The following is a 13,004-nucleotide window of genomic DNA, read 5'->3' as shown; positions in this document are numbered from 1 at the left end:
GGTCACCAAAGGTGACCAGCCCGCCGTCGTACGCGTTTAAGCCTTACTTCTTGCCCTGGTTGGCGACGGCCAGGATTGCCTGCTCGGCGGCCTCGGGGTCGAGGTAGGTTCCGCCGGGCTTGACCGGCGTGAAGTCATCGTCGAGGTCGTACACCAGCGGAATGCCGGTGGGGATGTTCAGCCCGGCGATAGCCTCGTCGCTGATGCCGTCCAGGTGCTTGACCAGCGCGCGGAGCGAGTTGCCGTGGGCGGTGACCAGGACGGTCTTGCCTGCCTTGAGGTCTTCCTTGATGTCCGACTCCCAATAGGGCAGCAGGCGCACCAGGACATCCTTGAGGCACTCGGTGCGCGGGAGGGCGTCGCCGAGGCCGGCGTAGCGCGGGTCGTGGGCCTGGGAGAACTCGGAGTCGTCAGCCAGGGGCGGCGGCGGGGTGTCGTAGGACCGGCGCCATTCCATGAACTGCGCCTCGCCGTATTCGGCCAGGGTCTGGGCCTTGTCCTTGCCCTGCAGCGCGCCGTAGTGGCGTTCATTCAGGCGCCAGTCACGCTTGACCGGGATCCAGCCGCGGTCGGCTTTGTCCAGCGCGATGTTGGCGGTGTTGATGGCCCGCTTCAGCAGGGAGGTGTAGAGCACATCGGGGAGGATGTTGTTCTCCACCAGCAGCTCACCGCCGCGCGCTGCTTCCGCGCGGCCCTGGTCGTTCAGGTCAACGTCCACCCAGCCGGTGAACAGGTTCTTGGCGTTCCATTCGCTGTGGCCGTGGCGCAGCAGGATCAGCTTGTAAGTCATGATTTTCATCCTAGCCGAGCAGTGTTGCCGGCCGCCCAGCGTTACAACGCGGGACAAGCCTTTGGACCCGGCTCCGCCCCCGCGGGGATAGGGTGGGGCCGTGGTTCAAAAGGCTGAACGGGTGAATTCCCCGCAACTCTCCGGCAGGACATCCGCCTCCCGGCAGGGCCGGCCGGTCGGCAACGTCACCCGGGGAACCACCAACCCCAACCGGATGCGGCGGGTGGACCGCTGGCTGATGGGGCCGCAGGCGTGGCGGCTGCGGGCCGCGGCCGACCCCCTCGTGGTGGACCTGGGCTACGGCGCCACCCCGGCCACCGCCGTCGAACTCTTTGAACGGCTCGCCGCAGTGCGGCCGGACGTCCGCGTGTGCGGCATCGAAATTGAGCCAGGACGCGTGCGGGCGGCGCTCCCGCTCCAGCGTCCGGGACTGACCTTCCACGTGGGTGGTTTCGAACTTCCCATCCCCGGCCGTCCGGTCCTGGTCAGGGCATTCAACGTCTTGCGCCAGTACGAGGAAGCGGACGTGCCGGGAATCTGGCGCCTGGTGCAGGACCGGTTGGCCCCGGGCGGCCTGTTCGTCGACGGCACGTGCGACGAAGTGGGCCGCCGGGTGGCGTGGGTGGCGCTCGACCGGGAGCGGCCGCTGTCGTTGAGCATTTCGGTCCGCTTCGGCAGTTTCGACCTGCCCTCAGAGGTGGCCGAGCGCCTGCCGAAGGCCCTCATCCACCGCAATATCCCGGGCGAACCGGTACATGACTTCATGTCGGCGATGGACCGGGCCTGGTTGGAATGCGCGCCCCTTGCCTCGTTCGGCAACAGGCAGCGCTGGGTGGGCATGTGCCGGAGCCTGCGCGACGCCGGGTGGCCGGTCCAGGACGGCCCGGCCAGATGGCGGCTGGGCGAATTAACCGTGGGCTGGGACGCCGTGGAACCTGGCTACCAGGGGCCGTAGGGTCCCGCGTTGCGGCTGCCGCCGCGGCCGGCGTCCTTCACGGCGGGGCGGACATCGGCGAGGTAGACGGAGGCTGCCACCACCGCGGCGAGCCCAAACAGGCCAAGGGTGCTGACGATGCCGCCGCCGGCGCCGAACAGCGAAATCACGCCCACCAGCGTGGCGCCGCCGGTCAGCGCAAGCCAGAAGGCCTTGGTCCGCTTGCCGGTCGCCTCGAACGCGTTGGCCCGGTGCCGGACACAGTCCACCAGCGCCCACAATTCGAGTCCCAAGGCCACCAGGCCAAGGATAAAGAACACTGCCTGCTCTACAGGCCGAATAATCAGTTCACCGTCCACAAACCCAGCCTAGCCGCCCAGCGTGTCCAGCGCCTGCTTCAGGTCCGCCCAGAGATCCTCCACGTTTTCGACCCCAACGCTGAGGCGTACCAGGTTTTCCGGCACGCTGGCAGGTTCCGCCGCGTGCCGGCGACGGCGTTCAATCAGGGACTCGACGCCGCCCAGTGAAGTGGCGGGGAGCCACAATTCGAGGGCCTCCACCACCTTGTCCGCCGCATCGGCACCGCCCAGGCCCGCGGCCGGCGCCACCTGGATGCAGATGATGGAGCCGAAGCCCTTCATCTGGGCCTTGGCCCGCGCATGGCCGGGATCCGACGGGAGGCCCGGGAAGCGGATGGATTCAATCGCGGGGTGCGCCGCGAGGCGTTCCGCGAGGAGCATTGTGGAGCTTTGGGACCGTTCCACCCGCAGCGCAAGGGTCCGCAGCCCGCGCAGCGCCAGCCATGCTTCGAAAGGACCGGCGATGGCGCCGTGGATGATGCGGTGGTGGAGCAGGGCGGACCGGATGTCCGGGTTGGAGGTGACAAGCGCTCCCAGGACGACGTCGGAGTGGCCGGCGAGGTATTTGGTCACCGAGTGGAGCACGACGTCGGACCCGAGCCGGAGGGGCTGCTGCACCAGGGGGGTGGAAAAGGTGTTGTCCGTGACCACGATGGCTCCCGCGGCGTGGGCGGCCTCGGCGACGGCCACCATGTCTGCGATCCCCAGCATCGGGTTGGTGGGGCTTTCCAGCCAGAGCATGGCCGCGGCCCGGGCCGAGGGACCGGTGGGCGCCAGTGCGGCTTGGACCGCCTCGGTATCGGCGATGTCCACGGTGCGGAGCTCGATAAAGCCCTTCTGGGCAAGTTCGGAGGCCATGACCAGGGAGCCCGAATAGCTGTGGTCCGGCATCACCAGCACTCCCCCGGCCGGGATCAGGGACAACGCCGAGCTGACGGCCGCCAGGCCTGAGGCGTACAGCAGGCCCGGCAGTGCGGAACCTTCGAGCTGGCCCAGCGCCTCCTCGAAGGGATCCCACGTGGGGTTCGAATAACGGCCGTAGCCGCGGTCCCCGTCGCCCAGCGGACCGGTGCCGAAGTAGGTGGAGGACAGGGTGATGGGCGGGTTGACCGGCTGGTCCCTTTCCCGGGGCGGACGTCCGGCCGCGACCACCACGGTCTCGGGGGAAAGGGACGCGGCATGGTGCTCGGAAAGACTCATGCTCAAAAGCGTACTGTCCGGCCCGGATCCGCCTGAAAGGGGTGCCGCTGTGTGGACGCCCGGCGTTTACCGGGCGTCCACACAGGGTGCGGCGGCGGGACAGGAAATGTCTGCCCGGCTCGGTAGGCTTGGGAGGTGAGCAAACAAGAGGCGGGCGTATTCATCGCATTCGAAGGTGGCGATGGCGCCGGCAAGTCGACGCAGGCGGCCCGGCTTGCGGCTGAATTGGAGTCGCGGGGGTACACCGTGCGCCGCACCCGTGAACCCGGCGGCACCCCCGTAGGCGAAAAGCTGCGTTCACTGGTCCTGGACCATGGCAACGGCGAGATCGACGCCCATACCGAAGCCCTTATTTTTGCGGCGTCCCGGGCCGCCCACGCCGCGCAGGTCATCCGGCCGGCGCTCGGCCGCGGCGAAATCGTGCTGACCGACCGCTACATAGACTCTTCAGTGGCCTACCAGGGGGCCGGCCGCGACCTTGGCCAGGATGCCGTCAAGTCCCTCAACGACTGGGCCACCTCGGGCCTGCAGCCCCACCTCACAGTCCTTCTGGACGTCGACCCGCGGCTCGGCCGCAGCCGCCGCACTGCCGGCCAGGCGGCCGAGGACCGTTTGGAGTCCGAGGCTGATGATTTCCACACCAGGATTCGGAAGGCTTTCCTCGACCTTGCCGCCGGCCGCCCCGGGTCGTATCTGGTTCTGCCCGCAGAACTGCCGGTGGACGAACTCGCCGCGCGGATCCGGGCCCGGGTCGACGCGCTGCTGGCCGGCCCGGTCCTTTCCCCTGCTGCGCCCTCCCGTCACGGGACGGACGGTGGTGGCTCGTGACGGTGTGGGATGACCTCCAGGGCCAAACCGCCGTCGTCGAACAACTGCGCCAGGCAGCAAGCGGCGAAGGCCTGACGCACGCCTGGCTGTTTACCGGGCCGCCGGGCTCCGGGCGCTCCAACGCAGCCAAGGCCTTCGCAGCCGCGCTGAACTGCGACCAGGAGGACGTGGGCCTGCGGGGCTGCGGCCAGTGCCAAGCGTGCCGCACCATCCTCGGGGAAACCCACTCGGACGTGACCTTCGTCCGCACGGAGAAAGTCACCATCACCATTGATGAGGCCCGCGACCTGGTGGCAACAGCGGGGAACCGGCCGTCCGCGGGGCGTTGGCGGATCATCGTGGTGGAGGATGCCGACCGGATGGCTGAGCGGACCACCAACGTGCTGTTGAAGGCCATCGAGGAACCCACCCCGCGCACCGTCTGGATGCTCTGCGCACCGTCCCCGGCCGACGTCCTGGTGACCATCCGGTCCCGCTGCCGCAGCGTTGCCTTGCGCCTGCCGCCTGCCTCGGAAGTTGCAGCCCTGCTGGTCAGGCGGGACGGCGTTGATCCCGAGCTCGCCGAACGCGCGGCGCGGGCAGCACAAAGCCATGTGGGGATCGCCCGGCGGCTGGCCCGGGACCCCGCCGCCAGGGAACGCCGCCTGGAGACGGTGCGGTTCCCGCTCGGGCTCCGCGGCGTCACCGCCGCGGTGATGATGGCGGACAAGTTGGTGAAGATCGCCACGGCAGAGGCCACCAGCTCCAACGAGGAGCGCGACGCCGCCGAAAAAGCAGCCCTCCTGGCAACGCTCGGCGCGCCGGAGTCCGGCACGCTCCCCCCAACGATGCGCAGCCAGGTGAAACAGCTTGAGGACGACCAGAAGCGGCGGGCCAAGCGGTCCATCACAGACTCCTTGGACCGGACCCTCACCGACCTCCTGTCTTTCTACCGGGACGTGCTGATCATCCAGCTGGGGAACGCTGTGGAGCTGGTCAACGTTGAGCTCAGGAGTGAGCTGGAGGGGTTCGCCGCCCGCAGTACTCCGGAAGGCACGCTCGCCCGGATGGATGCCATCAACAAAGCCCGCGAACGCATCACCACCACAAACGTCGCCCCGCTGCTGACCCTCGAGTCCATGGCGGCCAGCCTGATCCAGCCCTCCAAGGAGACCCGATGACTGCCCGCCCCCTGCCCGCACGCCACAGGTCCTTGCTGGCCGCCGTCCGCGCCGTGGGCGCCATGGCCCTGGTCATGGCACTGGCCTCGTGCAGCCTCCTCAACGGCGGGGACAAAACCCCGCCGGAGGCGGCCACCGCCAAGGCCGACCCCTCGATTGTGGCGTCCGCGCCAGCCGGGCTGGAGAAGTTCTACTCGCAGGAAGTCGTCTGGCAGCCCTGCGAAGGCGAATTCCAGTGCGCCAAGGTGACCGTCCCGCTGGACTACGCCAACCCGGCCGGCGACACCATCCAGATAGCGGCCCTGCGGGCGCCCAGCACCGGCAAGAAAACGGGCAGCCTCCTGGTCAATCCCGGCGGCCCGGGCGCTTCCGGCTACGACTTCGTGAAGGACGCCGCAGCGACACATTTCTCGGCGTCCGTCCGCAACGCGTACGACCTCGTAGGCTTCGATCCCCGTGGCGTCAAGCGTTCCGCTCCCGTTACCTGCATGACCGACGCGGAACGTGACGCGGCACGCGCCAAGACCTACGCCCTTGAAACCGACACCGGGCTGGCAACGGCACTGGCGGACAACAAGGCAATCGCCGCCCAGTGCGCGGCGCAAACCGGCCCGGTCCTGGCGCACATCGACACCGTCAGCGCCGCCAAGGACCTGGACGTGCTGCGTGCAGTGGTCAATGACACCAAGCTGAATTACCTCGGATACTCGTACGGGACTTTCCTGGGTTCCACCTACGCCTCACTGTTTCCGGACAACGTGGGCCGGATGGTCCTTGACGGCGCCCTCGACCCGTCCATCAGCAACGAGGACCTGACCAGCGGCCAGGCCCGCGCCTTCGAGAAGGCCATCCACACCTACGTCGCCAGCTGCCAGCGGCAGGGCAAGTGCCCGTTGACCGGCGGTGTCGACTCCGGCGTGCAACAGATCCGGGACCTCATCGACGCCGTCCAGCAGACACCCCGCACGGCCAAGGACGGCCGTTTGGTCAATGCAACGACGTTCGTCAGCGGCCTGATCACCCCGCTCTACAACGACCAGAGCTGGCCTGCCCTCACCCAGGCGTTGGAAGCTGCCATGAACGGGGATGTGAGCCTGGTGCTGCGCCTCGCCGACATCAGCGCTGACCGTTCGACCGACGGCTCGTACACCTCCAATTCCACGTTCGCGTTCAACGCGATCAACTGCCTTGACTACCCCATGGTTTCGGACACCGCCGGCATGCGGGCGGAGGAGAAGCGCCTGGAACAGGACTCCCCCACCTTCGGCTACTTCTTCGCCTACGGCGGGACCAGCTGCGCGGACTGGCCGTACAAGAACGTCAGGACGCCGCAGGCGGTGGAGTACTCGGGAAGCTCCCCGATCGTGGTCATCGGCACCACGGGCGACCCCGCCACCCCGGTGGATTGGGCTGCATCCCTGCGCAAACAGCTGGGGAACGCCTCGCTGCTCACGTGGAAGGGTGAGGGGCACACCGCGTACGGCAGGGCCAACAGTTGCCTCGAAGATTCGGTGGACAACTACCTGGTGGGCGGCAAAGCTCCGGCCGACAACACCGTGTGCTGAACGCCTCACCGGCTTCCGCCTGTCCCATTTTGACCGGGGCGCGGAGACTCTATTACAGTTGACTCTTGCATGAAGCGGCCGGTTCACTCCGGGAGTTCGTGCGGTGCTTCCTTAGCTCAGTCGGTAGAGCGTTTCACTCGTAATGAAAAGGTCATCAGTTCGATTCTGATAGGAAGCTCGGGATAAACCCCGGACAGCCCCTGTTTTCAGGGGTTTCCGGGGTTTTTCGCTGGTTAAGCAGGTGGTGCTGCCCAGGGGTAGGGCATACTTATGGCACACTTTCATCAACTCCCGCTCGTCGTTTGCATTTGTGAGTCAGGTGCGCTGCCAAGCTGCGCTACATCCCGTCAGCCGGCACGGCACGGAGACCGTACCGGCGTTTGGCGCTGGACGCGCCAGGTACGACCGTTGACCAGACGGATGGTGATCCTTCACGGCTGTTCACCGTCAATGTCCACGCCGTTCTCTCACCCGGTCACCTCGGCCAGGGCATGCCGGTTCCCGAAGCGGTCCACCCAGTGGGCGGCCTGCTTCCGCGTATCCAGGCTGATCGTCCCGGCGTTGTCATTCCTGGGCGACATGTGTGCGGCACCGCTCCGCCGCTTCACCGCCACTGCCACCGCACACTGGAAGAATAACTGCTGGAGAGACGACAGCCACGAGAACCAGCCTCACAGATCGGAAGCGCGTGACCACTGAAAAGCCGAAGCCTCCGGCGCTGCCAACGTACCTGTATGCGACCGGAGCACGGACCAAAGAGGTCCACGCTTACACCCAGGAAGAGTGGGGGCTTGGCGGCTCTCTGCCCAGCGGAGGCAACTACCAGTCAAGGACATTCACCGGCCTGGCCATTGTCGCTCTGATCGCGACCGTCCCAGCGATCCTCGCCCCACTCTTCATCCTGGTCAGCATCTACGCGATCGTCACCTCCTTCCCTGACCTGGGCGACATGGGCATGGGACTGATCTGGTTCGTCATATCCATTGTCTGCACGGTCCTGTTCACCGGCGGCTGGCTGCTGAGTCTCCGCGCCCTCCGGGGAGAGCTCAAGGCCCGAAAGCTCCGCAAGGACAGGGGCCTGCCCAAGCCAACGCACGGTGTCACCGACGACCAAGCCCGCCGCTGGTTCGAGGAGCACCCGGGAACCCTGGAGATCAGCCGGGACAACTTCCCGCTCAGCACCCAACCCTTCCCGGGTGAACCCGACTACCTGCCCAGCCACGAGAAACGAGCCTGACAATGGTTTACGACCGGGAACAGTTTGCGCGCGAGGACGCCGTCTACGCCGAACACAAGAGGGCGGTCGCCGCCGGCGAGAAGCGCGTACTCCGCAAGACCAGCACGGGTGAGCTGCACAGCTACCCGGCCGACGAGATCGGCTTCACACCCGGGAGCGGACAGGCCCAGGTCAGCACCTGGTGGGGCATGGGAATCCTGATGATCGTCATGGTTATCCTCCTGGCCGCCGGCGTGTGGCTTTTCCAGCGCCCCCTCTGGGAGGGGAACGGTCTGGAGTGGGGCGCCCTGTGGCTGATCGGCTTCGCCGGGTTCCTGACGCTCTATACGTTCATCCTCGCCCGTGACGAGTACCGGGCCACCCAGCTGCGCAAGCTCCGTGGGTCCCCGAAGCCGAGCTCCAGAGGCAGCGTCGACGTCAACCTCCTGGAACTGGGCCAGAACCGCGGCGACCAGCCCGGCGCATCCCGGTAGGATTCGAACCGTGTTCAACCAGGAGAAGCAGTTCCGCCGCCCTGACGGCACCCCGTACCACCCGAGCAGCTTCAACGTGCACGGCGCTGTCCCTTGGCATGATCGCGGTCGGGGTCTGGGCAATCGGCGCCGGTGAGAAACCGACCACCATCCTGCTGGGTCTGGGTGTGGGCACGGGGTCGCTGGCCATGTCGGTACTGGCCTTCAGGACGGCCGCGCGGCGCCGGCGCTGGCTGCGCAGCCAGCAGACAGGAAGCTCGGGATAAACCCCGGACAGCCCCTGATTTTAGGGGCTGTCCGGGGTTTATCCCTGGTTAAGCGGCTGGGACCACAACGGCTGCCTCACGGCCGGTCATGAGCCGTGATGGTCGATGGCTTTCCGGTCCATGGACTTGAGCGCCGCCAGCCGCGCCTCCACTTCGGTCTGCTCTCCGAGGTCTTCGAGGGAGGCGAACTGGGCGTCCAGGGATGATGCGGCAAGTTCCTGCTGGCCGCGGACCGTAGCTTCCTGCCGGCGGATCCTCTCCTCGTAGCGGCCGATCGCCGAGGTTGGGTCCCCGGTATCCAGGGCTTTGAGGGCGTAGTGGACCTGCGACTGCGCGGCGGCCACCCTGGCACGGTTCACGAGCTGGTTGCGCTTGGCCGTCAGCTCACCGAGCTTGCCGCGCATCTGGTCCAGGCCCTGTTTGAGCTTGTCAACGACCTCGTTTTGCGCTGCCAGCGCAGGAGCCTGCGCCTTGGCTGTCGCCTCGGCGGACATCTGCCGCTGCAGGGCGAGCCTGGCAAGGGCGTCGAACTTGTCAGCGTCCACACCGTTCCCAGCGGCCCGGAATTCGTCCGCCTTACGGGACGCGGCGACCGCTTTGCGGCCCCACGTGCCGGCGTCGTCGACGGCGCGGGCGTAGTCGTCCTCGGCCATCCGGAGGTTGCCGATGGTCTGGGCAACAGCTGCCTCGGCTTCCCGGATGTTCTCCGAGTAGTCCCGAACCATCTGGTCCAGCATCTTCTGCGGGTCTTCCGCGGAGTCCAGGAGCGCATTCAGGTTGGCCTTCGCGAGCTGGGCGACGCGGGCGAAAATACTCTGCTTCACAATGTCTTTCTATCGGTACCGGACGTCGGATTCAATGTGGACGGCCCGGGCGAACGTAGACGCTCCCTGCACGTCACCGTGATTCGACGACAAGGACGGGCAGCCGCATGTCGTGGTCCTCCCCCGAGCTCTCCGCCGATTACCGGCCACATGGCCGCGCAGGCGCTCCGCGGCTGCTCCGGGTTCACGGAATGTCAAGGCTGGCGCGGTATCATGCCGTCATGACCCCCTTCGTTCCGGCTGCAGTTCCGTGCGCCGTCGCACAGCCGGCAATGCCTTGCCCCGCCACGTCCAGCACTCCCCGGTTCAGGGTCAATGGGGATCAGTCATGGGACGGCTTGAAGTCCCTGCGGGGTAACTAATGGTTGAACAACAGGGCGCACGACACATGAGCCAGGACGGTAAAGGCCCCGGCCGCAGGACCGTCCTGCTGGCCGCGGTACTCACGCTTTCAGCTGCCGTACCGGACCTCCAGCCCGACCGGAAGCGGGCGGCCGACGCTGCAGGACCCGTCACGGAACCGTCAAGCGATCCCTCACACGCTCCGGCCCGGATTATCGATGTGAACCCGGACGATTCGTCGCCCGTCCCCGCCTCCATGCCGTCCATGCCGTCCCGTGCGGACATTGTCGCCGCGTACGGAAACCACCAGGCCCGTTACTGGGGCCTGGAAGCCCCCGGCGTCCTGACTAGGCTTCCCCCCGCGTCACAGGGCATCTCGCTGACCTTCGACTTTTGCGGCGGACCCGGCGGCAGCGGCTGTGACCAGGCGCTGCTCGACACCCTGCGCCAGCGGCACATCCCTGCCACGCTCTTCCTGAACTCGCGGTGGATCGCCGCCAACCCCTCCACGGCACGGCAGTTGGCAGCGGACCCGCTGTTCGAACTGGCCAACCACGGAACATCGCACAAGCCGCTGTCCACCACCGGAAACAACGCCTACGGGATCCCCGGCACCAGGAACGCCGGAGAAGTCTATGACGAGGTCATGCCCAACGACCTGACGCTGACGGGGATCACCGGCGCCCGCCCCCGCTACTTCCGCCCCGGCACCGCCTACATGGACGACGTCGCCGTCGAGATCCTCCATGCCCTGGGTGTCAGGCCTGCGGGCTTCAGCATCAACGGCGACGGCGGCGCAACCTACCCGGCCGCCGTCGTCGCCAAGGAAATCGGCAAGGCCAGGCCAGGTGACGTGGTGATCTGCCATGGCAACCACCCCAACGGCGGAACGGCTGAGGGCGTGGCCCACGCCCTCGACAAACTGCTGGCGGCAGGAATGTCCTTCACCCATCTGCCCTGACGTGCGCCGCCACGGACGTTGGCGGCCCCACGGCTGATCCGATACGTTGGCAGGGACGCCCGCGTCCACCGGTCAGGCAGGACCGTTCGGGCAAAGGATGCACCCTGACGTTAGGAACCCCCGGATGCCGGAACAGCACGAAGCCCCAACACTCGGCTGGGTCCCGGCCTGGGCCGACCTGCAGGGCCGCTCCGCCGATCCGGCCGGCGCCGGCTTCATCCTCGACGACGGCTCCGGAAACCCCGCTGAAGGGCCGGAGTACGTGGCAGGTTGGCCCGGCCCGGATACGGAAGAGCTGGCCGGGACGGCTGAGGGCAGGCCAGGGGCGAGCCTGACCCTGATCGTCGCGCCATCCGCCGCGGAGGTACCTACCCCGCCTGGATTCTCCCCCGTCGCCGAGAGGATTCTGCTGAGCGCCCCGACGGCCCAGCTGAACACGGGAATTGACCTGCCAGAGAATTCCCAGGTGGCCCTGGCACCCATGGACACCTATGACGCCGTCGAAATCACTGTCTTTGACCACCCGGTGGCCAGGGGCCGCATCCAGGTGCGGGACGAAGCCGCGGCCGTCGCCATCCTCGAAGTCCCCGAGGGCCCGGACAAGGAGGTTTTCGCGCGTGCCCTGTTCGCGGCCATGGCTGAAGAGGCATTCCTGCATGGCGCCGGGGACCTGCACATGGTGGTTGAACCGGATGCGGCCGCCGGCTTCCAGGAGTCCGGCTGGACCACCGCAGGCCGCCTCCTGGGCTTCGCCACGAAATAACGACGGCGGCCCGCGCCTAGTCCGGCCGCCCCACCACCACCTGCGCCGGGCTGTGCGTGAGGTAACCATTCGCCCACGAAAACAGGGCCCGCACTTTCTGCTGGAATCCAGGCAGCAGGGCAAGGTGCACGGCAAGCCAGGACACGAACGCCAGCGGCCCCTGCAGTTGCAGGCGCCGGCGCCCCAGCTCCGCCACCGCGGCGCCCCGGCCCACCATCGCCATGTATCCCTTGTCCCAGTAGCGGAAGGGCTCCCGTGTGCCGCCGGTTAGCTCCGCATGGATGTTGCGCGCAGCCCATTTGCCCGATTGCTGGGCCACCGATCCGAGCTGCGGCAATTTATCACCGGCGGCATCGGTGATGTTGGCGGAGTCACCCAGCACGTAGACGCCCTCGAAGCCTGGAACCGTCAGGTCGGGCTGGACATCCACGCGCCCGCCCCGGCCCTGGTTCAGCCCGGACTCCGCGATGATCCGGCCCGCCTGGAGTCCACCGGCCCACACCACGATCCGGGCGGGAATAACGGTCCCGTCCTTGAGGGTGACACCGTCAGGCCTTACCTCGCCCACGGCCTGGCCCATGTGCAACTGGACTCCCAGCTTGGTCAGGCGGTCCCGCGCGTAGGCCTGGGATTTCTCCGAGAAGGCAGCCAGCACGTTGGGAACCATATCCACCAGGTGCACGTGGCAGCGTGCCGCCAGCCCCGGCGAGAAGTACTTTGGCACCAGGTATTTGACGTTCTCGGCCAGCGCTCCTGCGGTCTCCACGCCCGTGGGGCCACCACCCACCACGATCACATCGGCCCCGGCCGCCGGCTCCCGGTCGGCCTCGTCGAGCACTGCCGTGATGGCGGCGCTGAGGCGGGTGGCGTCCGCCACAGAGTACAGCGGGTAGGCGTGTTCGTCAGCGCCTGGTGTGTTGAAGAAATTAGGTACCGCACCGGTGGCGATCACCAGGGCCCGCGCCCGGTAGCTGGATCCATCCCGGGTTGTGACAGTGCGGTTGGCAGCATCGATGGCTGTCACCTCCGCCGTCAGGACCCGCACGCTGTTGATGCGCCGGAATTCGGAACGGAGCGGCCGGGTGACCGCCGAGACGCCGATCTGGGACGCAGCCACCTGGTAGAGCAGCGGCTGGAACTGCTGATAATTGTTCGTATCCAGCAGCAGCACCCGGATACCCTTGCGGCCCAACTCCTCGGCTGCCGTTTTTCCGGCGAAACCGCCGCCAACCACAATCACCTGGTAAGAATCGTCCATTCGAGCAACATACCCCTCCCCGCCCACGAGTAACAGGGACTCCG

General features: G+C 67.3%; 13 protein-coding genes and 1 tRNA gene. 9 read left to right on the top strand and 5 right to left on the bottom strand.

Annotated elements, in window-relative coordinates; all coding sequences use genetic code 11:
* Window positions 1-43: 43 nt before the first annotated feature.
* Entirely contained in the window at window positions 44-790 is a 747-nt protein-coding gene (locus tag ACFVVC_RS20900; protein ID WP_387457850.1) for a phosphoglyceromutase, read from the bottom strand.
* Window positions 791-890: 100 nt separating this feature from the next.
* On the opposite strand from ACFVVC_RS20900, the gene ACFVVC_RS20895 reads away from it, so the two are divergent.
* On the top strand, window positions 891-1,745 hold the full coding sequence (locus ACFVVC_RS20895) for a class I SAM-dependent methyltransferase (protein WP_387457847.1): 855 nt from the start codon (window positions 891-893) through the stop codon (window positions 1,743-1,745).
* Here the strand turns inward: ACFVVC_RS20895 and ACFVVC_RS20890 are convergent.
* Window positions 1,730-2,083: a DUF2516 family protein gene (locus ACFVVC_RS20890; protein ID WP_387457845.1), complete on the bottom strand. Its 354-nt coding sequence runs from the start codon at window positions 2,081-2,083 to the stop codon at window positions 1,730-1,732. The two genes, ACFVVC_RS20895 and ACFVVC_RS20890, sit on opposite strands and share 16 nt — an antisense overlap.
* Before the next feature lie 9 nt (window positions 2,084-2,092).
* The gene (locus tag ACFVVC_RS20885) at window positions 2,093-3,283 is read right to left on the bottom strand and encodes a trans-sulfuration enzyme family protein (protein WP_387457842.1); all 1,191 of its coding nucleotides are present in this window, start codon (window positions 3,281-3,283) and stop codon (window positions 2,093-2,095) included.
* Window positions 3,284-3,418: 135 nt separating this feature from the next.
* Between ACFVVC_RS20885 and tmk the strand changes: the two genes are divergently transcribed.
* The 6 genes from tmk to ACFVVC_RS20855 all read left to right on the top strand — a co-directional run bounded on the left by tmk (window position 3,419) and on the right by ACFVVC_RS20855 (window position 8,546).
* Window positions 3,419-4,111, top strand: coding sequence for a dTMP kinase (gene tmk / locus ACFVVC_RS20880; protein ID WP_387457840.1), 693 nt, complete (start codon window positions 3,419-3,421; stop codon window positions 4,109-4,111).
* Entirely contained in the window at window positions 4,108-5,271 is a 1,164-nt protein-coding gene (locus ACFVVC_RS20875) for a DNA polymerase III subunit delta' (protein WP_387457837.1), read from the top strand. The genes tmk and ACFVVC_RS20875 overlap by 4 nt, the downstream gene beginning before the upstream one ends.
* Window positions 5,268-6,836, top strand: coding sequence for an alpha/beta hydrolase (locus ACFVVC_RS20870; protein ID WP_387457834.1), 1,569 nt, complete (start codon window positions 5,268-5,270; stop codon window positions 6,834-6,836). The genes ACFVVC_RS20875 and ACFVVC_RS20870 overlap by 4 nt, the downstream gene beginning before the upstream one ends.
* 105 nt (window positions 6,837-6,941) lie before the next feature.
* Window positions 6,942-7,014, top strand: a tRNA-Thr gene (locus tag ACFVVC_RS20865).
* Window positions 7,015-7,524: 510 nt separating this feature from the next.
* The gene (locus tag ACFVVC_RS20860; RefSeq protein WP_387457831.1) at window positions 7,525-8,073 is read left to right on the top strand and encodes a hypothetical protein; all 549 of its coding nucleotides are present in this window, start codon (window positions 7,525-7,527) and stop codon (window positions 8,071-8,073) included.
* Between the two features lie 2 nt (window positions 8,074-8,075).
* Window positions 8,076-8,546, top strand: coding sequence for a hypothetical protein (locus ACFVVC_RS20855; protein ID WP_387457828.1), 471 nt, complete (start codon window positions 8,076-8,078; stop codon window positions 8,544-8,546).
* A gap of 352 nt (window positions 8,547-8,898) precedes the next feature.
* On the opposite strand, the gene ACFVVC_RS20850 is transcribed toward ACFVVC_RS20855, so the two are convergent.
* Window positions 8,899-9,639 (bottom strand): PspA/IM30 family protein, encoded by a 741-nt coding sequence (locus ACFVVC_RS20850; protein WP_387457857.1) that lies wholly within the window; start codon window positions 9,637-9,639, stop codon window positions 8,899-8,901.
* 385 nt (window positions 9,640-10,024) lie between these two features.
* Here ACFVVC_RS20850 and ACFVVC_RS20845 point away from each other — a divergent pair, with 385 nt between their 5' ends.
* Both ACFVVC_RS20845 and ACFVVC_RS20840 read left to right on the top strand, forming a co-directional pair.
* On the top strand, window positions 10,025-10,939 hold the full coding sequence (locus tag ACFVVC_RS20845) for a polysaccharide deacetylase family protein (RefSeq protein WP_387457826.1): 915 nt from the start codon (window positions 10,025-10,027) through the stop codon (window positions 10,937-10,939).
* A 124-nt stretch (window positions 10,940-11,063) separates the two neighbouring features.
* Entirely contained in the window at window positions 11,064-11,702 is a 639-nt protein-coding gene (locus ACFVVC_RS20840) for a hypothetical protein (protein ID WP_387457823.1), read from the top strand.
* A 16-nt stretch (window positions 11,703-11,718) separates the two neighbouring features.
* Here the strand turns inward: ACFVVC_RS20840 and ACFVVC_RS20835 are convergent, their stop codons facing one another.
* The gene (locus ACFVVC_RS20835) at window positions 11,719-12,960 is read right to left on the bottom strand and encodes an NAD(P)/FAD-dependent oxidoreductase (RefSeq protein WP_387457820.1); all 1,242 of its coding nucleotides are present in this window, start codon (window positions 12,958-12,960) and stop codon (window positions 11,719-11,721) included.
* Between the last annotated feature and the right edge of the window lie 44 nt (window positions 12,961-13,004).

Origin of the sequence: Pseudarthrobacter sp. NPDC058196, assembly GCF_042882685.1 — a bacterium.
GTDB lineage: Bacteria > Actinomycetota > Actinomycetes > Actinomycetales > Micrococcaceae > Arthrobacter.
The sequence above is the reverse complement of the archived record's forward strand: the minus strand, read 5'-3'. Positions and strand labels throughout refer to the sequence as shown.

What these genes read in the sequence shown, in the direction of transcription:
- ACFVVC_RS20870 (WP_387457834.1), top strand. Translation starts at nt 5,268, where the DNA reads ATGACTGCCCGCCCCCTGCCCGCACGCCACAGGTCCTTGCTGGCCGCC.
- ACFVVC_RS20845 (WP_387457826.1), top strand. Translation starts at nt 10,025, where the DNA reads ATGAGCCAGGACGGTAAAGGCCCCGGCCGCAGGACCGTCCTGCTGGCC.
- ACFVVC_RS20855 (WP_387457828.1), top strand. Translation starts at nt 8,076, where the DNA reads ATGGTTTACGACCGGGAACAGTTTGCGCGCGAGGACGCCGTCTACGCC.
- ACFVVC_RS20840 (WP_387457823.1), top strand. Translation starts at nt 11,064, where the DNA reads ATGCCGGAACAGCACGAAGCCCCAACACTCGGCTGGGTCCCGGCCTGG.
- ACFVVC_RS20900 (WP_387457850.1), bottom strand. Translation starts at nt 790, where the DNA reads ATGACTTACAAGCTGATCCTGCTGCGCCACGGCCACAGCGAATGGAAC.
- ACFVVC_RS20885 (WP_387457842.1), bottom strand. Translation starts at nt 3,283, where the DNA reads ATGAGTCTTTCCGAGCACCATGCCGCGTCCCTTTCCCCCGAGACCGTG.
- ACFVVC_RS20835 (WP_387457820.1), bottom strand. Translation starts at nt 12,960, where the DNA reads ATGGACGATTCTTACCAGGTGATTGTGGTTGGCGGCGGTTTCGCCGGA.